Below are 22,996 nucleotides of genomic sequence, written 5' to 3'. Positions count from 1 at the left end.
AACAACAAGGATTCCCCATGCATGAGATCAGCCTTCACCCCGTGCCGGAGGCCGTGCGCAAGCGCGCCCTGCTCGACAACGATGCCTACCAGCGCCTCTACCAGCAGTCGGTAGACGACCCGCATACCTTCTGGGGCGAGCAGGCCAAGGCCTTCCTCGACTGGTTCAAGCCCTGGCAATCGGTGCACCACGGCGACCTGGCGAAGGGCCAGGCGACCTGGTTCAAGGGCGGCCAGCTCAACGTCACCTACAACTGCATCGACCGCCATCTGGAACAGCGCGGCGAACAGGTGGCGATCATCTGGGAAGGCGACAATCCAGCCGAGTCCGCCAACATCACCTACCGCAAGCTGCACAGCCACGTCTGCCGCCTGGCCAACGTGCTGAAGAGCCGCGGCGTGCAGAAAGGCGACCGGGTCTGCATCTACATGCCGATGATCCCCGAGGCGGCCTACGCCATGCTGGCCTGCGCACGGATCGGCGCGGTCCACTCGGTGGTGTTCGGCGGCTTCTCCCCCGACGCCCTGCGCGACCGCATCAACGATGCCGACTGCCGCACCGTGATCACTGCCGACGAAGGCGTGCGCGGCGGCAAGTACGTCCCGCTGAAGAAGAACGTGGAAAAGGCCCTGGCCGATTGCCCGAACGTCTCCACCGTGGTGGTGGTCGAGCGCACCCAGGGCGAGATCCCCTGGGTCGAAGGCCGCGACCTCTGGTACCACGAGGCCCTGCGCGAGGCCAGCGAGGACTGCGCGCCGGAGCCGATGGACGCCGAGGACCCGCTGTTCATCCTCTACACCTCCGGCTCCACCGGCAAACCCAAGGGCGTGCTGCACACCACCGGCGGCTACCTGCTGGGCGCGGCGATGACCCACAAGTACGTGTTCGACTACCACGACGGCGACATCTACTGGTGCACCGCGGATGTCGGCTGGGTCACCGGGCACAGCTACATCGTCTACGGCCCGCTGGCCAACGGCGCCACCACCCTGATGTTCGAGGGCGTGCCGAACTACCCGGACGCCTCGCGCTTCTGGCAGGTAATCGACAAGCATCAGGTGAACATCTTCTACACCGCGCCGACCGCCATTCGCGCACTGATGCGCGAAGGCGACGCCCCGGTGCAGAAGACCGAGCGCAGCAGCCTGCGCCTGCTCGGTTCGGTGGGCGAGCCGATCAACCCGGAAGCCTGGGAGTGGTACTACGAGGTGGTCGGCGCGAAACGCTGCCCCATCGTCGACACCTGGTGGCAGACCGAGACCGGCAGCATCCTGATCACCCCGCTGCCCGGCGCGACCGATCTCAAGCCCGGCTCGGCCACCCGCCCGTTCTTCGGCGTGCAGCCGGTGCTGCTGGATGAGCAGGGCAAGGAAATCGACGGACCCGGCTCCGGCGTGCTGGCGATCAAGGCCAGCTGGCCGAGCCAGATCCGCAGCGTCTACGGCGACCACCAGCGGATGATCGACACCTACTTCAAGCCCTATCCCGGCTACTACTTCACCGGCGACGGTGCGCGCCGCGACGAGGACGGCTACTACTGGATCACCGGCCGCGTGGACGACGTGATCAACGTCTCTGGCCACCGCATCGGCACCGCCGAGGTGGAAAGCGCCCTGGTGCTGCATGACGCGGTCGCCGAGGCGGCGGTGGTGGGTTATCCGCACGATCTCAAGGGCCAGGGCATCTACGCCTTCGTCATCACCATGAACGGCGTCGAGCCGAGCGATGCGCTCAAGCAGGAACTGCTGGCGCTGGTGAGCAAGGAGATCGGCAGCTTCGCCAAGCCGGAGATGCTGCAGTGGTCGCCGGGCCTGCCGAAGACCCGCTCGGGCAAGATCATGCGACGCATCCTGCGCAAGATCGCCTGCAACGAGCTGGACAACCTCGGCGATACCTCGACCCTGGCCGACCCCAGCGTGGTCCAGGGGCTGATCGACAACCGCCTGAATCGGTAAGAGGCGGCGGCAGGCTGCAAGCGGGAGCGGCTGCGGTTAAGCTGAACGCAGTGCACCACTTGCAGCTTGAGGCTTGCAGCTCGCCTTATGGAAACCGTTCGCCGTCATATCGAAAGCCAGGTACTGAGCCTGACCGGCCTCGCCCTGGGCGGGGTCGATTTCGAATCGCCCAAGGGTGACCCCGGCCTGTTCGGCCCCGACTCCGTCAGCTGGAAGGTCCACGGCGACTTCAGTTCGATGCTGATCGGCGGCATCAGCGCCCTGCTCCTGCAGATGCTCCACCCGGCTGCGCTGGGTGGCGTCTGGGACCACTCCAATTTCCGCGCCGACATGCTCGGCCGCCTGCGCCGTACCGGCCAGTTCATCTCCGCCACCACCTACGGCTCACAAGGCGACGCCGAGAAGCTGATCGAGCGCGTCAAGCGCATCCACGACAACGTGCACGGCACCTTGCCTGACGGCAGCACCTACGCCGCCAGCGATCCGGACCTGCTGACCTGGGTCCATGTCGCCGAGGTCAGCTGCTTCCTCGCTTCGCACCTGCGCTATCTCAACCCCGGCCTTTCCGGCGAGGAACAGGACCGCTACTACGACGAGATCGCCCTGATCGCCGAGCGCCTGGGCGCGCGCAACGTACCGCGTTCGCGGGCGGAGGTCGCCGCCTACCTGCAGCGAATGCGCCCGCAATTGCGCTACGACGAGCGCACCCGCGAAGTCGTCAGCGTGCTGTTCAACGCGCCGGCGCCGAGCTTCCTCGCCAAACCTTTCGGCATGCTGATGATGCGCGCCGGCATCGACCTGCTGCCGGAGTGGGCGACCGACCAGCTGGGCCTGTCCCTGGGCAGCCTGCAGCGCCAGCTGATCCGTTCCAGCGTCAAGCGCAGCGTGCCGCTGCTGCGCTGGGCGGTGCGCAACGGCTCGCTGCACCGCGCGCGCCGACGCATGGGGCTGCCGCCACTGCGCTAGAGCGTGACCACCCGGTTCGGAGTGTGGTGAGAGCGCAGCCGCCTGTGCAACCATGGGGCTTCGCTGCGGCACCGCCGCTTCCGCCAGAGGATTCGTGTCATGCAAGAAGTCGTCATCGTCGCTGCCACCCGTACCGCCATCGGCAGCTTCCAGGGCTCGCTGTCGGCGCTGCCGGCCCACGAACTGGGCGCCGCGGTGATCCGCAGCCTGCTGCAGCAGGCGAAGCTGGACCCGGCCAGGGTCGACGAAGTGATCCTCGGCCAGACCCTCACCGCCGGCGCCGGCCAGAACCCCGCGCGCCAGGCCGCCATCGCCGCCGGCCTGCCGGTCAGCGTACCGGCCATGACCATCAACAAGGTCTGCGGCTCCGGCCTCAAGGCGCTGCACCTGGCCACCCAGGCGATCCGCTGCGGCGACGCCGACATCATCATCGCCGGCGGCCAGGAGAGCATGAGCCTGGCGCCCTACGTCATGCCCGGCGCCCGCACCGGCCTGCGCATGGGCCACGCGAAGCTGATCGACAGCATGATCGAGGACGGCCTGTGGGACGCCTTTAACGACTACCACATGGGCATCACCGCCGAGAACCTGGTGGAGAAGTGCGGCATCAGCCGCGAGGAGCAGGACGCCTTCGCCGCCGAGTCCCAGCGCAAGGCCAGCGAGGCCATTGCCGCCGGCCGCTTCAAGGCGGAGATCACCACCATCGAAATCCCCCAGCGCAAGGGTGAGCCACTGCGTTTCGACACCGACGAGCAGCCGCGCGCCGGCACTACCGCCGAGTCCCTGGGCAAGCTGAAGCCGGCGTTCAAGAAGGACGGCAGCGTCACTGCCGGCAACGCCTCCACCCTCAACGACGGCGCCGCCGCCGTGCTGCTGATGAGCGCCGCCAAGGCCGCCGAACTGGGCCTGCCGGTACTGGCGCGAATCGCCGCCTACGCCAATGCCGGGGTCGACCCGGCGATCATGGGTATCGGCCCGGTGACCGCCACGCGCCGCTGCCTGGACAAGGCTGGCTGGCAGCTCGCCGAGCTGGATCTGATCGAAGCCAACGAAGCTTTCGCCGCCCAGGCACTGTCGGTGGGCAAGGAGCTGGGTTGGGACGCGGCCAAGGTGAATGTGAACGGAGGCGCTATTGCATTGGGCCATCCGATCGGGGCGTCGGGCTGCCGCGTGCTGGTGACGCTGCTCCACGAAATGCTCCGCCGCGATGCGAAAAAAGGCCTTGCGACGCTCTGTATCGGGGGTGGGCAAGGCGTCGCCCTGGCCCTGCAACGCTGACGACGAGGAGCTTGCTGTGCAGAGTTGCCACTGCACAGCAAGTCTGTGAGCCCGCTGAGCACTGGTTCCCCTGCGAAATTGACGGCCCTCAAACTTTGCTTCCTACGCATAGGAATATTCCGTATCGAGTTGATCAGGTGGTCTATCTTCAAGATCAATGCGCGCAATTGTTCTGACTCAGGGAGTTAACTATGAAGAAGCGTGTCGTGCTGATCGAGGACCACCCCGCGATGCGTTTGGCGATCCGTTCGCTGCTCGAACAGGATTCGCAATTCGATGTGGTTCGTGAAGCCGACGATGGCCACAGCGGGCTGGACGCCGTGCGCAAGGAACGTCCGGATCTGGTGATCCTGGACCTCAACCTGCCGGGCATGGATGGTCTGGACCTGCTGGCGCGCATCCACATCTTTGACGAGAACATTCGCCTGCTGGTGCTCAGCTCGCAGGATGAACGTCTGTACTCGGGCAAGGTCGAAGCCGCGGGCGCCCACGGGTTCGTCAGCAAGAACAAGGACACCAGCGCCATTCTCAACGCGGCGCGCATGCTGGTATCCGGTTATCGCTGCTTCCCGGAAAAGGCCCTGAGCATCGACAAGAACGCCGACCCGGTATCCAGCCTGACGCCACGCGAGCTGGTGGTGCTGCGCAGTCTGGTGCGCGGCATGAGCAACAAGGACATCGCCGAGGAGCTGTTCCTCAGCCAGAAGACCGTCAGCACCTACAAGACGCGCATCCTGGAGAAACTGAACCTCGACAGTCTCGTCGATCTCGTGGAGTTCGCCCGCACCCATCGCCTCAATGACTGACCGGCAACCATGAAGTAAGCGCCGAGAGGCGGCAATCGGATCGAAGAAGCCCAGCCGTGCCATACTTTCCCGGCACGTCAAGACGGAAACGACATTCGCCATGCCCAAAGGATTGAAACGCGCTCTCGGCGCGCTCCTGCTGTTATTTCTCTTCTATTGCCTGCTGGGCTTCCTGATCATTCCCGGCGTGGGCCTGCGCGTGGCCAATCAGCAACTGGCGAAGTACGCGAGCGTTCCTGCACGCCTGGAGCGCATCGAATTCAACCCGTTCAGCCTGGAACTGACCTTGTGGGGGCTGCATCTGGGCCAGGACGGCCAGGAGCAGGTGCGCTTCCAGCGCCTCTACGCCAACCTCGAACTGGACAGCCTGTGGAAGCGCAGGCTGCACCTGGCCGACGTCGAACTCGACGCGCCGCACACCGAACTGCTCTTCGCCGAAAACGGCACGCTCAACCTGACCCGCCTGTTCAACTTGCCGCCCAGCGAACCCGCTCCCGCGCAGGAGGAGCCGAGCCAGCCCTTCCCCCTGCGCATCGACCGCATCCGCCTGGCCGACGGCAGCCTGCACTTCCTCGACCGCCGCCCCAGCGAGCCGGTGGAGTTCGTCTTCGATCCGATGGGCTTCGAGCTGCACAACCTCAGCACCCTGCCCGAGGACGGCGCCGAAATGACCCTGGTCGCTACCGGCCCGCACGGCGGCAAGCTCGACTGGAAAGGCGACCTGAGCATCGTGCCGTTCGCCTCCAAGGGCAGCTTCACCCTCGATGGCGTACCGCTGAAGGCCTGGTGGCCCTACGTGCGCGACAACGCTCCGCTGAACCTGAACAACGGCGTGCTGAGCCTCGCCTCCGACTACCAGCTGGATCTGTCCAAGGGCACCCAGCTGCTGCTGGACAAGGCTGCGATCAAGCTGCGCGACCTCGACCTCAGCTCGCCGGAGGGCAAGCCGCTGGCCAAGCTCGCCAGCCTGGACGTCGCCGAAACCACCCTGGACCTCGCCAAGCAGCAGGTGGTGGTCGGCCAGATCCGTAGCCAGGGCCTGGAAGCCTGGGCCGCACGGGAAAAGAACGGCCAGCTGGACTGGCAGGAACTCTTCGCCAACTTCAAACCCTACAAGCGACCGGAAGAACCCTCGCCGCAGGCGCAGGCTGCTCCGGCCGATGCCGCCAAGCCCGCCGTCGACGAGCAACTGGCCGCTGCCAATACCCCAGGCGAGCCGACCAAGGAGCCAGTGGCAGACAGCAAACCCGCCGTCGCCGCGAAACCCGTCGATGACAAACCCGTCGAAGCCAAGCCCGCCGAAGCAGCCAAGGCTCCCGAAACAGCCCAGGCTCCTGCCGACGCCAAGCCAGCACAACCAGCCAAACCCGCCGCAGCCGAGAAGACCGCACAGGCGCCCGCCGCCACCCAGGATGCCGCTCCCGCCGAACCGGCCAAACCCTGGCACGTGATCCTGCGCGACACCCAGCTGCGCGGCTACAAGGCGCACCTGGCCGACCGCGTGCCCGCCAAGCCGGTGGCCCTGGAGATCGGCCCCCTGGACCTGGACCTGCAGAATCTCGACAGCGGCCTGACCGCGCCGCTGCAACTCAAGCTCAAGACCGGCCTCGGCCAGCGTGGGCAGATCGAAGCCAGCGGCCAGGTCATTCCCAACCCGGTCAGCGCCAAGCTGAAAGTCGCGACCCGCGACATCGACCTGCGTGTCGCCCAGGCGTACATCGACCCATTCATTCGCCTTGAGCTGCGCAGCGGCATGCTCTCCAGCGACCTCGACGTCGATCTCAAGGGCACCGACCCGTTGGCCTTCAGCGTCAACGGCAGCGCCCAGGTCACCCAGCTGCACACGCTGGACACCCTCAAGAGCCGCGACTTCGTGAAGTGGACCAAGCTGACCCTCGACGGCCTGGCCTACAAGCACGGCGACAGCCTGGTGATCCAGACTGTGTCGCTGGAGGAACCCTACGCGCGCTTCATCATCAACGAAGACCGCAGCACCAACGTCAGCGAGCTGATCATCCCGCAACCGGATTCCGCCTCGGCGCCGGCGAAAGGCAGCAGCGCAGGCGGCGACAGCAAGCCGCTGGGCATCCGCATCGGCGGGGTGAAGATCAACAACGGCTCGGCCAACTTCGCCGACCTGACCCTGCGCCCGGACTTCGCCACCGCCATCCAGCAACTGGCCGGCGAGATCGGCACCATCGACAACCGCAACCCGAGCCCGGCCTCGGTGGACATCAAGGGCAAGGTCGACAAGTACGCGCCGGTGACCATCAAGGGCAGCCTCAACCCCTTCTCGCCGCTGGAGAAACTGGACATCGCCACCAGCTTCAAGCGCGTCGAGCTGACCACCCTGACGCCCTACTCCGGCAAGTTCGCCGGCTACCGCATCCGCAAGGGCCGGCTGAACCTCGACCTGCACTACCAGATCACCCAGGGCAAGCTCAAGGCCGACAACAAGGTACTGGTGGAACACCTGCAGCTGGGCGAGAAGGTCGACAGCCCGGACGCAGTGGACCTGCCGGTGAAACTGGCAATCGCCCTGCTCAAGGACGCCAACGGCAACATCGACATCCAGCTGCCGGTGGAAGGCGACCTGAACAATCCGCAGTTCAGCGTCATGCCCATCGTCTGGCAGACCCTGCGCAACCTGGTGGTGCGCGCGGTGCAGGCGCCGTTCAACTTCATCGCCGGCCTCGCCAGCGGCGGTGGCGGGCCGGACCTGAGCAACGTGGTCTTCGCCCCCGGCTCCAGCGAACTGGACGCCAGCGCCCAGGGCAACCTCGACAAGCTCGCCGCTGCGCTCAAGCAACGCCCGGCATTGAAGCTGGAGGTCGAAGGCGTCGCCGCCGCGGCCAGCGACGGTCCGCTGCTGGCCGACAAGCGCCTGCAGCAGGAATACCAGAAGAACTACTACAGCATGTTGCAACGGCGCGGCGACAAGGTGCCCAGCGACGCCAGCCAGCTGGAAGTGCCGGAGGACCTGCAGCCGATCCTGCTCGAAGGCGTTTACCGCTCGCGTCTGAAGAAGCAGCCGCCGGCAGAATGGCAGGACCTCAGCAAGGACGAGCGCTCGGCGAAGATGCGCCAGGCCGTGCTCGACTCCTGGAGCGACAGCCAGTTGCTGCTGCGCAAGCTCGGCCAGGAACGTGGCACCCAGATCAAGGACTACCTGGTCAGCAAGGGCGGCCTGGGTGACGACCGTATCTATCTCATCGACGTCAGCTTCGGCGAAGCGGAGAATGGTGGCAAAGTGGCCACCCAGCTCCACCTCGACAGCGAATAAGGAGTCGTTCGATGAAAGCCCTGACCTGGACGTCCTGCGCCCTGCTGCTCTGCGCGGCGGGCGCCCAGGCCGAAAGCATGCGCTGCGGCAGTTCGCTGATCAACGCCGGTGACCGCGCCTGGGAAGTCGAGCAGAAGTGCGGCGCGCCGGACCACCGCGATGAAGTCGGTTACACCCTCAGCGGCTACGACCGCCGCGAGTACCGGGTCGAGGAGTGGGTGTACGGCCCGCGCAATGGCACCAGCTACATCCTCACCTTCGAAGCCAACAAGCTGAAAAGCATCGAGTTCAAACGCAATTGAAGACGACCCTCGCACTGCGCCTGGCGGCCCTCCTGCTACCGCTTTCCCTCGCCAGCCTCGATACCCAGGCCGCCAGCCTGCGCTGCAACAGCAAGCTGATCAGCACCGGCGACGTCAGCAGTGACGTGCTCAGCCGCTGCGGCGACCCGGTCAGCCGCTCCTTCCTCGGCTACAAGCAGGTGCCCGGCCAGCGCTACGGCGAAAGCATGGAAGTCGCCGTGGAAGAATGGATCTACGGGCCGTGGAGCGGCATGCTGTATTTCGTGCGCTTCGAGGGCAACCGACTCAGCGACATCCAGAGCAAACGCAGCGGCAACTGACAGCCCTGCTGGCGAGGTGCTAGTCTCGCCCGCTCTTTCCTCCTCCCACCATCACGCACTCAAGCCATTCGGGCCAAGGACGGGTCGCCATGGTCATAGTCCCCGCCGAGCATCCGCTGGACTGGAAGAAGCCTCCGGTCATCACGCTGCTGCTGATCCTGCTCAACGTACTCATCTACTTCGGTTACCAGAGCGGCGACAGCGCCCGCCGCGAAGAAGCGGTGCGCATCTACCTCGACCAGGACCTGCTCAGCCGCGAGCGCCCGCTGTTCAGCGCCTCGCTGGAGCGTCGCGAACGCCTGCAGGCTGATCAGCGCCGCGGCCTGGAAGCCCTGCCCCGCCAACAGCTGGCGTGGCTACTTCTGGCGGACCTCGAATTCGGCCACGAACTACGCGCCCTACCCGCATTCCAGCAGGATTCGACCTGGCAGGCCTCACGCTCCCGTGCCGAAGCCGCACGCGACCAGACCAGCAGCCTGCGCTTCGGCTTCGTGCCCGAGCGTTTCACGGTGGTCGGCCTGTTCGGCTCGATGTTCCTGCATGGCAGCTTCTGGCACCTGGCCGGCAACATGCTGTTCCTGTTCATCTTCGGCTTCGCCCTGGAGGCAGCGCTGGGGCGGGCGATGTACCTGGGCCTGTACCTGTTCAGCGGCCTCTGCTCCGGGCTGCTGTGGTGGGCGCTGGATCCGTCCTGGGTACCCGGCATCGGCGCGTCGGGTGCCATCTCCGGCCTGATGGGCATGTACATCGGTGTCTACGGCCTGCGGCGCATCCGCTTCTTCTACTGGCTGGGGCCACTGCTGGGCTATTTCCGAGCGCCGGCGCTGTGGATCCTGCCGCTGTGGCTGGGCAAGGAGCTGTACGGCCTGCTGCGCGCCACCGACCACGTGAACTACTACGCTCACATCGGCGGGCTGGTGTCGGGCTTCCTCGCGGTCTGGCTGCCTCGCCAGCTGGGCCGGATGCCGGTGGACGAGGCCTACCTGGCCAAGGAAGACCCGGAGGCACCGTTCAAGCGCGCCCTCGCTTCGCTGGACGAGCAGATCGGCCGCTTCGCCCTCGACCAGGCCGCCGCCCGTGGCCCGGAACTGCTGCGCCAGTTCCCCGGCCAGCCGGTGCTGGTAGAGCGCCTCTACGGGGTCGCCAAGGGCCGCCAGGACCGCGCCCTGATGAGCGAGACCCTCAAGCAGCTGTTCGCCCTGCCCCCCTCCCCGGCGGCCGATGCGCTGCTGCGCCGGCTGGCGGAAGAAAGTGCCGCCAACGACGCTGGCCTGCTCGTGCACCCGACGATCCAGTTGCACCTGCTGCGCAAGCTGCTGCAGCGCAATGAATCGGCGTTGGCGCTGAACTGCTGGCGGCGCCTGGCGCGCTCCGGCCAGTTGCCCGAACCGCTACCCGGCCTGACCCTGCAACTCGCCAAGCAGATTGGCCCGCGCCAGGACCTGCAGGGCGTGCGCGAACTATCGCGGTTCCTACGCCAGCACTATCCGCAGGCCGAACCGACCCAGCAATTGACCATCTACCAGCAGCACCTCGCGCCCTGATCCGCCCATGAAAAAGCCCCGCCGGCAGGCCGGCGGGGCTTGGGTCATCCGTGAGGTCGGGCGCTACAGGCGGCGGCTGAAGTCGCGGACTTCGTCTTCCGCTTTTTCGCGGGTCCAGCCGTAGCGCTCCTGCAGTTTACCAACCAGGTATTCGGCGTGTCCGTCTGCCGCCTGCAGGTCATCGTCAGTGAGCTTGCCCCACTTCTCCTTGAGCGTACCGGACAGCTGCTTCCACTTGCCTTTGATGACGTCAGTGTTCATGGCGATCCTCCTCTGAAGGTTGGGATGGGCGAGATCAGGTGACCTTATTCGACCGACTTCAGGCCATCGGCGGAGACAGCGGTCACGCCCTTGATGCCTTTGGTGGTCTGGATGGCCAGTTCCTTCTCGGCGTCGGTCTTGACATTACCGGAGAGGGAAACCACGCCCTTGTTGGTTTCGACCTTGATGTTGGTACCGCTGATGTCCTTGTTGGCAATCAGCGAGGACTTCACCTTGCTGGTGATCCAGGTATCAGAGACCGCCTCTTCGGTTTTCTGAACTGTCTCGTTAGCGGCCAGGGTCGTCGGCTGGGCGAACACCGTGTTGGCGAACGAGAAGCTCAGGGCGGTTGCGGTGGCAGCGGCAAGAGCCAGTTTGTTGAAACGTTTCATGGCGGTTTCTCCTGAATTATTGGAAAACTGCGGCCCGTGCCTGGCAGCAGTTGCACTAGAACTATCGCAAGCCCTGTGCCAGTTTTTTAAATTCAGTAAAAACCTTAAAAATCAGCCACTTAACAATCATTCAAAATCACCACTCGCTTGCAGTTTGCAAACCGAGCCGCTGCGCTTCATGCAAGTTGCATGGTCTTCAACCGGACTTCTTGCCCAGCTTGGCGAGCACCGCTTCCAGTTGCACTACTTCGCCCATCTGCTCGAAGGCCGGATAGCGCTGGCGGATGAAGGCCAGCAGTTGCTGGGCCGGTTCCACCTGGCCGAGCTCCTCGGAGAAGCCGCGCGCCGCCAGCAGGTACGCACGGGGGATGCCCGGATAGTCCGGGAAGCGTTTGTGCAGGTTGCGCAGCAGGCTCAGGCCTTCCCGGGCCTTGTGCCGCTGCAGCAGCACCTCGGCGAGGCGCTCACACACTGTCGGGTCTTCCGGCAGGTAATCCGCCTGCAATTGCCGGGCGTTGAGGAAGGCACTGGCGGCCAGTTGCGGATTCAGCCGGCTGGCCAGCCCCAGGTAGTGCGGCAGGTGATTCAGGCATTCCGCCCGATCGTTGGTGGCAAACAACAGCTGGTGGTAACGCTCGTTGAGCTTGAGGTCCTGGCGGCCTTCGCGCAGGGCCGCCAGGAGGATCTCCAGGGCAGCGCCAGTCTGTCCTTCCTTGACTCGCACCTCGGCCTCGGCCAGCGCCTTGCGGCGGTGCCACTCAGGCGCGGCAAAGCCGGCAGGAGCATCCTCTCCGGCAGAGACATAGCCCAGCTCGCCCTGATACTGGAACACGGCGTACCCCATCATGGCGCACATCACCACGGCAAAATACCCGGTCAGCCCGGCCACCACGGGCACCATCACCACCCGCGGCAAGCCGTGGGACAGCAGCCAGCCAACGTAGGTCGGCGACTGCCAGAGGATGAACAGGAACACACAGAGGATCAGGTAACGCCAGCCCATGGCGGCGATCACCTGGCCAACCTCGGCGGGGCTGAGCGCCGCGCCCAGGCTCTTGTCCAGAGACAGGCGGATGATGCTCGCCGGCAGCACCAGCATGATGCCGATGTTGGCGGCCCAGTAGATCGCCTCGCTATGGAAGTCCGCCGCGATCCACAGCAGCACCAGGGCGATCAGGAACACCGCCAGCTGCTGGAAGAAGGTCCGCAGGCTGTCGGCGCTGAACGCTTCCAGCAGGCCCGGGGCGTCCTGGCCGCCGAAGCTCGCCGCTTCGATCACGCTGTGCAGGTATTTGGTCGCCACGCTGAGCAGCGCGATCCACAGTACGAACATTGCCGGCATGAACACACAGGCCAACGCCAGCAGCGCGCAGAACGCCAGCGGCCCGGTCTGGAAGGCATAGGCGAAGAACTTCGGCAGGCGCTCCCAGAAGGGCTGCGCGGTATTCGCCGCGCCAAGGAAGCGCAGATGGCCCCGGCACAGGGGACACGCCGGCGCGTACTCCGGAGCGTCAGCATTGAGGGGAATGCAGCAGTCGCCGTAATGACGCTCGCAGGGCTGGCATTGCCAGGTCGCGGGCTGGGCACTGTGGTAGTGACAGTAACGCTTGTCCATCTCGGGGCATCCTTGGAGCGAGATCGGCGAATGGCGCATTCTCCAGGCAAAAAAAGAGGGCCCGCAAGGGGCCCTCTTTCATTTCACCGTTCGCTTACACGCCAGAGGCTTCAGCAGCGGCTACGTCCTTGATGGACAGCTTGATGCGGCCACGGTTGTCCACGTCGAGAACCAGGACTTTGACTTCCTGGCCTTCCTGCAGAACGTCGGTGACCTTGTCGATGCGCTTGTCGCTGATCTGCGAGATGTGCACCAGACCATCCTTGCCCGGCAGGATGTTGACGAAGGCACCGAAGTCGACGATGCGCTCGACCTTGCCAACGTAGATCTTGCCGATCTCGGCTTCCGCGGTGATACCCAGGACGCGCTGCTTGGCGGCCTCGGCAGCTTCCTTGGTTTCGCCGTAGATCTTCACGCTGCCATCGTCCTCGATGTCGATCGAGGCCTTGGTCTCTTCGCAGATGCTGCGAATGGTGGCGCCGCCCTTGCCGATGACGTCGCGGATCTTGTCGGTGTCGATCTTCATCTGGATCATGGTCGGAGCGTTTTCCGACAGCTCGGCGCGCGGGGCGGCGATGATCTGGTTCATCTGGCCGAGGATGTTCAGGCGAGCTTCCAGGGCCTGGCCCAGGGCGATCTCCATGATCTCTTCGGTGATGCCGTTGATCTTGATGTCCATCTGCAGGGCGGTTACGCCCTTGTCGGTACCGGCGACCTTGAAGTCCATGTCGCCCAGGTGGTCTTCGTCACCCAGGATGTCGGTCAGGATGGCGAACTTGTCACCTTCCTTCACCAGGCCCATGGCGATACCGGCAACCGGCGCCTTGACCGGAACACCGGCGTCCATCAGAGCCAGGGAAGCACCGCAAACGGAAGCCATGGAGCTGGAACCGTTGGATTCGGTGATCTCGGAAACGACGCGGATGGTGTAGGGGAACTCGTCCTGGGTCGGCAGCATGGCAGCGACGCTGCGGCGGGCCAGACGGCCGTGGCCGATTTCACGACGACCAGCGCTGCCCATGCGGCCACACTCGCCTACCGAGAACGGCGGGAAGTTGTAGTGCAGCATGAAGGGGTCTTTGCGCTCGCCTTCGAGGGTGTCGAGCAGTTGGGCGTCACGGGCGGTGCCGAGGGTGGCAACGACCAGAGCCTGGGTTTCGCCACGGGTGAACAGCGCCGAACCGTGGGTCTTGCCCAGTACGCCGACTTCGATACGCAGCGGACGCACGGTGCGGGTGTCGCGGCCGTCGATACGCGGTTTGCCGTTGACGATGTTCTCGCGGACGGTGCGGTATTCCAGCAGGCCGAAGACTTCCTTGACTTCACCAGCGGAGAACTGGCCTTCGCCTTCACCGGCGAACTTGGCGACGATCTGCTCGCGCAGGGCGTCCAGGGCCGCGTAACGGTCCTGCTTGATGGTGACGGTGTAAGCCTCGGAGATGGCAGCACCGAACTCGGCCTTGATGGTGTTGACCAGGGCGGTGTTCTCGACCGGGGCGGACCAGTTCCAGGTCGGCTTGCCGGCTTCGGTTGCCAGTTCGGCAACGGCGCGGATAACGGCCTGGAATTCTTCGTGGGCGAACAGAACGGCGCCCAGCATCTGGTCTTCGGTCAGCTCGTCGGCTTCGGATTCAACCATCAGCACGGCGTCGGAGGTACCGGCCACGACCATGTCGAGGCTGGAGCTCTGCTGCTGCTCGTAGGTCGGGTTGAGGATGTAGCCGATTTCCGGGTGGAAGCCAACGCGGGCAGCGCCGATCGGGCCGGCGAACGGAATGCCGGAGATCGCCAGGGCGGCGGAGGTGCCGATCATGGCAGCGATGTCCGGATCGGACTTCTTGTTGGTGGAAACGACGGTGCAGACAACCTGCACTTCGTTCATGAAGCCTTCCGGGAACAGCGGGCGGATCGGACGGTCGATCAGGCGCGAAGTCAGGGTTTCCTTCTCGGAAGGACGGCCTTCACGCTTGAAGAAACCACCGGGGATGCGGCCGGCTGCGTAGGTCTTCTCCTGGTAGTGCACGGAGAGCGGGAAGAAGCTCTTGCTCGGGTCGGCCTGCTTGGCGCCGACGACGGTGCAGAGCACGGTGACGTCGTCCATGGTGACCAGGACGGCACCGGTGGCCTGGCGGGCGATGCGGCCAGTCTCGAGGGTTACGGTCGACTGACCGAACTGGAATTTCTTGATTACCGGGTTCACGGTTTCTCTACCTTCTCTTTAGTTGCCTTGGGGGAAATTGTGGAAATGCCGGGAGTCGGACCCGTTTTCATTCCCTGTAAAAGCGAGAAAGCCGGGAGCCAGGGCCGATGAGCGGTATAAACCGCCCATCGACCCCGGACTCCCAGCTTCCCACTTCAGGCTTGCCGTCTTAGCGACGCAGGCCCAGGCGACCGATCAGGGCGCTGTAACGAGAGGTGTCCTTGCCCTTCAGGTAGTCCAGCAGCTTACGACGCTGGTTAACCATACGGATCAGGCCACGACGGGAGTGGTGGTCTTTGCCGTTGGCCTTGAAGTGGTCCTGCAGCTTGTTGATGTTGGCGGACAGCAGTGCAACCTGCACTTCCGGGGAACCGGTGTCGCCTTCAGCTTGCTTGTACTCGTTAACGATCTGGGCTTTTTCTTGGACGCTCAGTGCCATGATGGGGCTTCCTCTGAGGTAACAGGCCAGGGACTTCTCCCTGTGTTCATAATAAGAGGAGTGACCGTGCCTGCTGACAGCCACCCTCGGTTTCGGTCTTAGGACCGAATCAGTCGACGCGGCGCCAGGCGCCCGTCTTCGACCACTTCACCGATACCGATGAAACGGCCTTCATGATCCTGCACCCGCAGCATGCCGAACTTCGGCATATCCGGGGCGCGTACCGGCTGACCATGCAGCCAGTAATAGGCGCTGTGCTCGGACAACTGCAGCAGCGGCCAGTGCTCCAGGCCGGCATCCACCGGCAGCAGGAAACGGTCGAGGGCTTCGTTGCCACCCTCGGCATGGACTTTCTCGAGCTCCTCCAGCGTCACCGACTGGTGCAGCTGGAACGGCCCGGCCTGAGTCCGGCGCAGGGCGGCGACGTGTGCGCCACAACCCAGTTCGCGGCCGAGGTCTTCGACCAGGGTGCGAATATAGGTGCCCTTGCTGCAGGAAACCGCCAGGGTCGCACGGGGCGACTCGAACGCGAGCATTTCCAGGCGCGCAATAGTAACAGAACGCGCCTCGCGCTCCACTACCTCTCCTGCACGGGCCAGCTTGTACAGCGGCTGGCCGTCCTTCTTCAGTGCCGAGTACATCGGCGGCACCTGCTCTATGTCGCCACGGAAGCGCGGCAACTGGGCCTCGATGGCTTCCCGACCGACGGTCACTTCGCGTTGCTCGAGCACCTCACCTTCGGCATCTCCGGTGGTGGTCGTGGTGCCCAGCAGGGCGATGGTCTCGTAGGCCTTGTCGGCATCGAGCAGGTACTGGGAGAACTTGGTCGCCTCGCCGAAGCACAGCGGCAGCACGCCGGTGGCCAGCGGATCGAGGCTGCCGGTGTGGCCGGCCTTCTCGGCATTGAGCAGCCAGCGCACCTTCTGCAGCGCCTGGTTGGAGCTCATGCCCAGGGGCTTGTCGAGAATCAGCACACCGTTGACTGCACGGCGAATGCGTTTCACCTGGGCCACGCGTTACTCCTCGGAATCGCCGCCGCGACGATCGGCAGCCACCGCGCGCTCGATCAGCGCCGACAGCTCGGCACCACGGCGGATGCTGGCGTCGTAGCTGAAGTGCAGTTGCGGCACGGTGCGCAGCTTCATCGCCTTGCCCAGTTGCATGCGCAGGAAGCCGGCAGCATCGTTGAGGATGCTGGTGTTCTGCTTCACCACTTCGGCGTTGTCGTCCTGGCCCATCACGGTGACGTACACCTTGGCATGGGACAGGTCGCGGGCCACGTCGACGCCGGTGATGGTCACCAGGCCGAGACGCGGGTCCTTGATTTCACGCTGGATCAGCAGCGCCAGTTCGCGCTGCATCTGGTCGCCGATACGCTGGGTACGGCTGTACTCTTTAGCCATTTTTCTAACCTGCTTACCCGAGCCGCGAGGCTCCGGGTCTGAAAGCGGCAAACGCCCGGGACAGCTGAAAAGCCGGCCCGGGCGCTGCGTTCACGCTCGAATACCCTTACAGAGTACGAGCGACTTCGACCTTCTCGAACACTTCGATCTTGTCGCCGACGCGGACGTCGTTGTAGCTCTTCACGCCGATACCGCATTCCATGCCGGCACGGACTTCCGAGACGTCATCCTTGAAGCGACGCAGGGATTCCAGCTCGCCTTCGAAGATGACCACGTCGTCGCGCAGTACACGGATCGGACGGTTGCGGTGCACCAGACCCTCGGTGACCATGCAGCCGGCGACCGCGCCGAACTTCGGCGAACGGAACACGTCACGCACTTCGGCGATACCCAGGATGTTCTCGCGAACATCGCTGCCGAGCATGCCGGTCAGGGCTTTCTTGACGTCTTCGATGATGTCGTAGATCACGTTGTAGTAACGCATGTCGAGGCCTTCGGACTCGACGATCTTGCGCGCACCGGCGTCAGCACGGACGTTGAAGCCGAACAGCACCGCGTTGGAGGCCAGCGCCAGGTTGGCATCGGACTCGGTGATACCACCGACGCCGCCACCGACCACGCGAACCTGCACTTCGTCGTTGCCCAGGCCGCTGAGCGAGCCCTGCAGGGCTTCCAGCGAACCACGGACATCGGACTTGAGCACGATGTTGAGGGTCTTCTTCTCTTCCTGGCCCATGTTCTCGAAGATGTTTTCCAGCTTGCCGGCATGGGCACGAGCCAGTTTCACTTCGCGGAACTTGCCCTGACGGAACAGAGCGACTTCGCGGGCCTTCTTCTCGTCGGCGACCACGGTCATCTCGTCACCGGCGTCCGGGGTGCCATCGAGGCCGAGGATCTCGACCGGAATGGACGGACCGGCTTCCTTGATCGGCTTGCCGTTCTCGTCGAGCATCGCACGGACGCGGCCGTAGTTGACGCCGACCAGGACCATGTCGCCCTGACGCAGAGTACCGTCCTGGACCAGCACGGTGGCTACCGGGCCACGGCCCTTGTCCAGACGCGACTCGACCACCACGCCACGGCCCGGGGCCGACGGAGTGGCTTTGAGCTCGAGTACTTCAGCCTGCAGCAGTACGGCTTCGAGCAGCTCGTCGACGCCGGTACCCAGCTTGGCGGATACGTGGACGTACGGAGCATCGCCGCCCCACTCTTCCGGGATCACGTCCAGAGCGGCCAGGCCGTTCTTGATGTTGTCCGGGTTGGCATCGGGCTTGTCGATCTTGTTCACCGCGACCACGATCGGCACGCCAGCCGCTTTCGCGTGCTGTACGGCTTCCTGGGTCTGCGGCATCACGCCGTCGTCCGCCGCCACCACGAGGATGACGATGTCGGTCGCCTGAGCACCACGGGCACGCATCGCGGTGAACGCGGCGTGGCCAGGGGTATCGAGGAAGGTGACCATGCCGCGGTCGGTTTCCACGTGGTAGGCGCCGATGTGCTGGGTGATGCCGCCGGCTTCGCCAGCTGCCACCTTGGCACGACGGATGTAGTCGAGCAGCGAGGTCTTGCCGTGGTCGACGTGGCCCATGACGGTCACGACCGGCGCACGGGAGACGGCTTCGCCTTCGAACTTCAGGGATTCGGCCAGTTGCTCTTCCAGGGCGTTCTCGCTGACCAGCTTGACCTTGTGGCCGAGCTCTTCGGCGATCAGCTGAGCGGTTTCCTGATCGAGTACCTGGTTGATGGTCACCGGGGTGCCCATCTTGAACATGAACTTGACGACCTCGGCACCCTTCACCGACATCTGGGCAGCGAGCTCGCCCACGGTGATGGTTTCGCCGATATTCACTTCACGCACAATCGGTCCTGTCGGGCTCTGGAACCCGTGCTGGTTACGCTTCTTCAGCTTGCCCTTGCCGCGGCCACCGCCACGACGGCCAAAGCTGTCGTCGTCGTCGCCACCACCGCTGCGAACAACGCGCGGCGCAGTGGTCTTTTCCTTTTCCTTGATCGACGGGCGATGCTGGGCATGCTTGCGATCACGGCGCTCGTCCTCTTCGTCACGCTTGGGAGCGCGGCGCACTTCGTCCTTCTTGCGGTCGTCCGCAGCAGGAGCGGCAGCGGCCGGGGCAGCCGGAGCGGCAGCAGGTGCTGCGGCGCGGGGTGCTTGGGCAGCGGCCGGAGCGGCAGCAGCAGGCGCAGCATCAGTGGTCTGGCGAGCAGCGTCCGCCTGACGGCGAGCCTCTTCTGCGGCAGCACGCTGACGGGCTTCTTCCTCGACCTTCAGGCGAGCAGCTTCTTCAGCGGCGCGCTGTTCTTCCAGCTCGCGCTGGCGCTCGGCCTCGATCTCTTCGGGATCGCGCTTGACGTAGGTCTTCTTCTTGCGGACCTCGACGCTGACGGTCTTGCTGCCAGCGACCCGGATGGTCGAGGTGGTCTTGCGTTGCAGGGTGATCTTGCGCGGCTCTTCCGCGCGATCACCATGGTTGCCTTTCAGGTGGGCCAGCAGCGCTTGCTTCTCGCTGTCGGTCACTACCTGCTCGGCATCGTTATGGGGCAGACCCGCTTCACGCATCTGCTGCAGCAGGCGCTCTACCGGCGTATCGACCGTCTTGGCCAGTTCTTTCACCGTGACTTGCGTCATGCACTTCTCTCCTCAGGCCGCGAATGCTTACTCGAACCAATGGGCCCGGGCGGCCATGATCAACTTGCCGGCACGCTCTTCGTCCATGCCGTCGATGTCGAGCAAATCGTCAATAGACTGCTCGGCAAGATCTTCACGGGTGGTTACGCCACGCAGCGCCAGGTCCACGGCCAGCTCTTTGGTCATGCCATCGAGGCTGAGCAGGTCTTCGGCAGGTTGTGCGTCGGCGAGTTTCTCTTCAGTGGCGATGGCTTTGGTCAGCAGGCGGTCCTTGGCACGCGAGCGCAGCTCGTTGACGATGTCCTCGTCGAAGCCGTCGATGCTGAGCATCTCTTCCATCGGTACGTAGGCGATCTCTTCCAGGGTGGTGAAACCTTCTTCCACCAGAACCTGGGCGAGTTCTTCATCGACATCCAGCTCGTCGACGAAGCGCTGCAGGATGTCGCCAGTTTCAGCCTGCTGTTTGGCCTGGATATCGGCCTCGGTCATCACGTTCAGGGTCCAGCCGGTGAGCTGGCTGGCCAGACGGACGTTCTGGCCACTGCGGCCGATGGCCTGTGCCAGGTTGTCCTCGGCAACGGCGATATCCATGGTGTGGGTATCTTCGTCGACGATGATCGCTGCCACTTCGGCCGGAGCCATGGCATTGATCACGAATTGCGCGGGGTTGTCGTCCCACAGGACGATATCCACACGCTCACCGCCCAGCTCGCCGGAGACGGCCTGGACGCGGGAACCACGCATACCGATGCAGGCGCCCTGCGGGTCGATACGCTTGTCCTTGGAGCGAACGGCGATCTTGGCGCGCGAACCCGGATCACGGGCGGCGGCCATCACGTCGATCAGTTGCTCGGCGATTTCCGGTACTTCGATGCGGAACAGCTCGATCAGCATTTCCGGCGCGGTACGCGACAGGACCAACTGAGGGCCGCGGTTCTCGCTGCGGATTTCCTTCAGCAGGGCACGCACGCGGGTGCCGACGCGGAAGGTCTCGCGCGGGATGATCTGGTCGCGGGCCAGCAGCGCTTCGGCGTTGTTGCCCAGGTCGACGATCACGTTGTCGCGAGTCACTTTCTTCACGGTGCCGGAGATGATCTCGTTGACCTTCTCGCGGTAGGCGTCGACCACCTGGGCGCGCTCGGCCTCGCGGACCTTCTGCACGATGACTTGCTTGGCGGTCTGGGCGGCAATACGACCGAACTCGATGGACTCGATCTTCTCTTCGATGACCGCGCCGGCCTTCATGCCCGGATGATCTTCCTGCACGTCTTCGACGGTCAGTTCCGATGCCGGGTTGGAGTAGTCCTCGTCCTCGACGATGGTCCAGCGACGGAAGGTTTCGTAGTTGCCGTTGGCGCGGTTGATTTCCACGCGCAGGTCAACCTCGTCCTCGAAACGCTTTTTGGTCGCAGTCGCCAGGGCCAGCTCCAGCGCTTCGAAAATCACGCCAGGCGGTACACCCTTCTCGTTGGATACCGACTCAACAACCAGCAGTACTTCTTTGCTCATCGTACGCCTCGCCTTTCAATCCATTGGAATCCGCGCTCTGGCGGCTCACTCAAATCGGGGAATGATGTTGGCCTTGTCGATCGAGTCGACCGGCAGCAGGTATTCATGGTCATCCACCAGGACCACCACATCCTGCTCCTCCACACCACGGAGAATGCCCTGGAAATTGCGACGCCTTTCGAAGGGCGTGCGCAGCTTGATCTTCACCTGCTCGCCGACGTAACGGGCGAACTGTTCGAGTGTGAAGAGCGGCCGATCCATGCCGGGCGACGACACCTCCAGGGTGTACTCGCCGCTGATCGGGTCTTCCACGTCGAGGATGCCACTGATCTGACGACTGACGATTTCGCAGTCATCGACCAGGATGCCTTCGGCACGATCGATATAAACCCGGAGCAGGGAATGGCGACCTTGGGAAATGTACTCCAGGCCCCAGCACTCATAGCCGAGCGCTTCTACTACAGGGGCCAACAAGGCCTGCAACTGTTCTAGCTTGCTCGACACCTGATCGCCTCGCGTATGCTGTAGAAACAAAAAATGGGCGAAACGCCCATCCCTTAAGGACCGCCCTGATCTGGCGGCACGGACTGTCCAGCTAACAAAAAGCCCCTGAAAAGGGGCCCTGTCATACTGGTTGCGGGAGCAGGATTTGAACCTACGACCTTCGGGTTATGAGCCCGACGAGCTACCAGACTGCTCCATCCCGCGTCAAAGCTGGTGCGAAATTATACGGCTGAGCCCCTTTAAGGTCAACCGAAACTCCTAAACGCAAAGGCCCGCATCGCGGGCCTTTTCGTATATGGTACCGAGGAGGGGACTCGAACCCCTACAGCCTATGGCCACTACCACCTCAAGGTAGCGTGTCTACCAATTCCACCACCTCGGCAAAAACTCTTGCCTGCTTACTTCTGCTCAGGAGCCGCCGGAACGTCGCCGTTACCGCCTGCAGGGGCTTGAGGTTGCCCTTGCGCGCCCGGCACATCGCTAGCTGCCGGAGCTTGTTCCTGCTTCTGCTCCATCACTGCCGGATCAGGAAGCCCAGCGTGACGAATTATATCAGCTTTTTCTTTAGCAAAATACGCTAAACCCAAGCTGGTAATGAAAAAAACTGCAGCCAGTACAGCAGTGAAGCGACTCAGGAAGGTAGCCGAACCCTGGCTACCAAAAACAGTACCCGAAGCGCCAGCACCAAACGATGCACCCGCGTCGGCGCCCTTGCCCTGCTGAAGCAGGACCAGCACAACCAGACCCAGCGCCATCAGCAGGTGAATCACGATTACAACTGTTTCCAGCATCTTCAGTTTCCTGCGGCGCGACAGATCGCACCGAACTCATCTGCATTCAGGGAAGCTCCACCAATGAGCCCCCCATCGATATCCGGCATGCCGAAAAGCTCGACAGCGTTGGCGGCCTTGACACTGCCGCCGTACAGGAGGCGAAGGCCGCTGGCCACCTCTGCGTTTTCCGCCGAGATCTGCGCGCGAATCGCCGCATGTACTTCCTGGGCCTGCTCGGGAGAAGCGGTCAGCCCCGTCCCGATTGCCCACACCGGCTCGTAAGCCACAACGGCGCGGGAGAAAGCCCCGACACCCAGTTCTTCGATCACCGAGCCCAACTGGCGCCCGACGACCTCAAGAGTCTTGCCCGCTTCACGCTGCTCGCGAGTCTCACCCACGCACAGGATCGGAACCAGGCCACACGACTGAGCCGCTGCAAACTTGCGGCTGATCACTCCATCACTTTCACCCAGGATCAGGCGACGTTCGGAATGACCCACCAGCACCAGGGAGCAACTCGCATCAGCCAACTGGCTGGCTGCGATCTCGCCCGTCAAGGCGCCCTGCATCGGCTCAACCGCGCAATTCTGCGCACCGACGGCAACCGCCTTTCCATCCAGACCTTGTACGACCTGATTGATGTACAGACAGGGCGGAAACACCGCCACATCGACACCCGTGGGAAGAGCCAGTTGACGCAGGCCTTTGATCAGCTCCGTGACGCTGGAGCGGGTACCGTGCATTTTCCAATTACCGGCCACCAAGGGTCGACGCATGCTGTACCTCGCTGAGCAAAGTGGGC

20 protein-coding genes and 2 tRNA genes are annotated in these 22,996 nt (G+C 64.0%); 8 read left to right on the top strand and 14 right to left on the bottom strand.

Annotated elements, in window-relative coordinates; all coding sequences use genetic code 11:
- Positions 1–17 precede the first annotated feature (17 nt).
- The 8 genes from acs to QO207_RS05260 all read left to right on the top strand — a co-directional run bounded on the left by acs (position 18) and on the right by QO207_RS05260 (position 10,454).
- Positions 18–1,955, top strand: a complete 1,938-nt coding sequence (acs, locus tag QO207_RS05295) for an acetate--CoA ligase (protein WP_301531498.1) — start codon at positions 18–20, stop codon at positions 1,953–1,955.
- Between the two features lie 87 nt (positions 1,956–2,042).
- On the top strand, positions 2,043–2,921 hold the full coding sequence (locus QO207_RS05290; RefSeq protein WP_301531497.1) for an oxygenase MpaB family protein: 879 nt from the start codon (positions 2,043–2,045) through the stop codon (positions 2,919–2,921).
- A gap of 99 nt (positions 2,922–3,020) precedes the next feature.
- Positions 3,021–4,199: an acetyl-CoA C-acetyltransferase gene (locus tag QO207_RS05285; protein ID WP_301531496.1), complete on the top strand. Its 1,179-nt coding sequence runs from the start codon at positions 3,021–3,023 to the stop codon at positions 4,197–4,199.
- Positions 4,200–4,390: 191 nt separating this feature from the next.
- Positions 4,391–5,005: a response regulator transcription factor gene (locus QO207_RS05280; protein WP_301531495.1), complete on the top strand. Its 615-nt coding sequence runs from the start codon at positions 4,391–4,393 to the stop codon at positions 5,003–5,005.
- Positions 5,006–5,105: 100 nt separating this feature from the next.
- Positions 5,106–8,288: a DUF748 domain-containing protein gene (locus tag QO207_RS05275; RefSeq protein WP_301531494.1), complete on the top strand. Its 3,183-nt coding sequence runs from the start codon at positions 5,106–5,108 to the stop codon at positions 8,286–8,288.
- Positions 8,289–8,299: 11 nt separating this feature from the next.
- Positions 8,300–8,590, top strand: coding sequence for a DUF2845 domain-containing protein (locus QO207_RS05270; protein WP_301531493.1), 291 nt, complete (start codon positions 8,300–8,302; stop codon positions 8,588–8,590).
- Entirely contained in the window at positions 8,587–8,910 is a 324-nt protein-coding gene (locus QO207_RS05265) for a DUF2845 domain-containing protein (protein WP_301531492.1), read from the top strand. The genes QO207_RS05270 and QO207_RS05265 overlap by 4 nt, the downstream gene beginning before the upstream one ends.
- Before the next feature lie 89 nt (positions 8,911–8,999).
- A complete protein-coding gene (locus QO207_RS05260; protein WP_301531491.1) occupies positions 9,000–10,454 on the top strand; it encodes a rhomboid family intramembrane serine protease in 1,455 nt (484 codons plus the stop codon).
- A gap of 63 nt (positions 10,455–10,517) precedes the next feature.
- Here the strand turns inward: QO207_RS05260 and QO207_RS05255 are convergent, their stop codons facing one another.
- From QO207_RS05255 to tpiA, 14 genes are all read right to left on the bottom strand, one after another.
- Entirely contained in the window at positions 10,518–10,715 is a 198-nt protein-coding gene (locus QO207_RS05255) for a CsbD family protein (protein ID WP_301531490.1), read from the bottom strand.
- Positions 10,716–10,759: 44 nt separating this feature from the next.
- Entirely contained in the window at positions 10,760–11,107 is a 348-nt protein-coding gene (locus QO207_RS05250; RefSeq protein WP_301531489.1) for a BON domain-containing protein, read from the bottom strand.
- A gap of 196 nt (positions 11,108–11,303) precedes the next feature.
- Positions 11,304–12,722, bottom strand: a complete 1,419-nt coding sequence (locus tag QO207_RS05245; RefSeq protein ID WP_301531488.1) for a hypothetical protein — start codon at positions 12,720–12,722, stop codon at positions 11,304–11,306.
- 94 nt (positions 12,723–12,816) lie between these two features.
- Positions 12,817–14,922, bottom strand: coding sequence for a polyribonucleotide nucleotidyltransferase (pnp, locus tag QO207_RS05240; protein WP_301531487.1), 2,106 nt, complete (start codon positions 14,920–14,922; stop codon positions 12,817–12,819).
- A 169-nt stretch (positions 14,923–15,091) separates the two neighbouring features.
- Complete coding sequence (gene rpsO, locus QO207_RS05235) at positions 15,092–15,361, bottom strand: 30S ribosomal protein S15 (protein ID WP_045216763.1); 270 nt, start codon at positions 15,359–15,361, stop codon at positions 15,092–15,094.
- Between the two features lie 98 nt (positions 15,362–15,459).
- The gene (gene truB / locus QO207_RS05230; protein WP_301531486.1) at positions 15,460–16,374 is read right to left on the bottom strand and encodes a tRNA pseudouridine(55) synthase TruB; all 915 of its coding nucleotides are present in this window, start codon (positions 16,372–16,374) and stop codon (positions 15,460–15,462) included.
- A 3-nt stretch (positions 16,375–16,377) separates the two neighbouring features.
- Positions 16,378–16,764: a 30S ribosome-binding factor RbfA gene (gene rbfA / locus QO207_RS05225; protein WP_045216758.1), complete on the bottom strand. Its 387-nt coding sequence runs from the start codon at positions 16,762–16,764 to the stop codon at positions 16,378–16,380.
- 106 nt (positions 16,765–16,870) lie between these two features.
- Complete coding sequence (infB, locus tag QO207_RS05220) at positions 16,871–19,408, bottom strand: translation initiation factor IF-2 (RefSeq protein WP_301531485.1); 2,538 nt, start codon at positions 19,406–19,408, stop codon at positions 16,871–16,873.
- Between the two features lie 27 nt (positions 19,409–19,435).
- Complete coding sequence (gene nusA, locus QO207_RS05215; RefSeq protein WP_301531484.1) at positions 19,436–20,917, bottom strand: transcription termination factor NusA; 1,482 nt, start codon at positions 20,915–20,917, stop codon at positions 19,436–19,438.
- A gap of 45 nt (positions 20,918–20,962) precedes the next feature.
- Positions 20,963–21,421: a ribosome maturation factor RimP gene (rimP, locus tag QO207_RS05210; RefSeq protein ID WP_045216751.1), complete on the bottom strand. Its 459-nt coding sequence runs from the start codon at positions 21,419–21,421 to the stop codon at positions 20,963–20,965.
- Between the two features lie 127 nt (positions 21,422–21,548).
- A tRNA-Met gene (locus QO207_RS05205) sits at positions 21,549–21,625 on the bottom strand.
- Between the two features lie 92 nt (positions 21,626–21,717).
- A tRNA-Leu gene (locus QO207_RS05200) sits at positions 21,718–21,803 on the bottom strand.
- A gap of 16 nt (positions 21,804–21,819) precedes the next feature.
- Positions 21,820–22,212 carry a preprotein translocase subunit SecG gene (gene secG, locus QO207_RS05195; protein ID WP_017518945.1) on the bottom strand — a complete coding sequence of 131 codons (393 nt, stop codon included), beginning with the start codon at positions 22,210–22,212 and terminating at the stop codon, positions 21,820–21,822.
- A 2-nt stretch (positions 22,213–22,214) separates the two neighbouring features.
- The gene (gene tpiA, locus QO207_RS05190; RefSeq protein ID WP_301531483.1) at positions 22,215–22,970 is read right to left on the bottom strand and encodes a triose-phosphate isomerase; all 756 of its coding nucleotides are present in this window, start codon (positions 22,968–22,970) and stop codon (positions 22,215–22,217) included.
- Between the last annotated feature and the right edge of the window lie 26 nt (positions 22,971–22,996).

Origin of the sequence: Pseudomonas sp. CAN1 (assembly GCF_030462585.1) — a bacterium.
Taxonomy (GTDB): domain Bacteria; phylum Pseudomonadota; class Gammaproteobacteria; order Pseudomonadales; family Pseudomonadaceae; genus Pseudomonas.
This window is presented reverse-complemented; position numbering and strand designations above follow the sequence as displayed.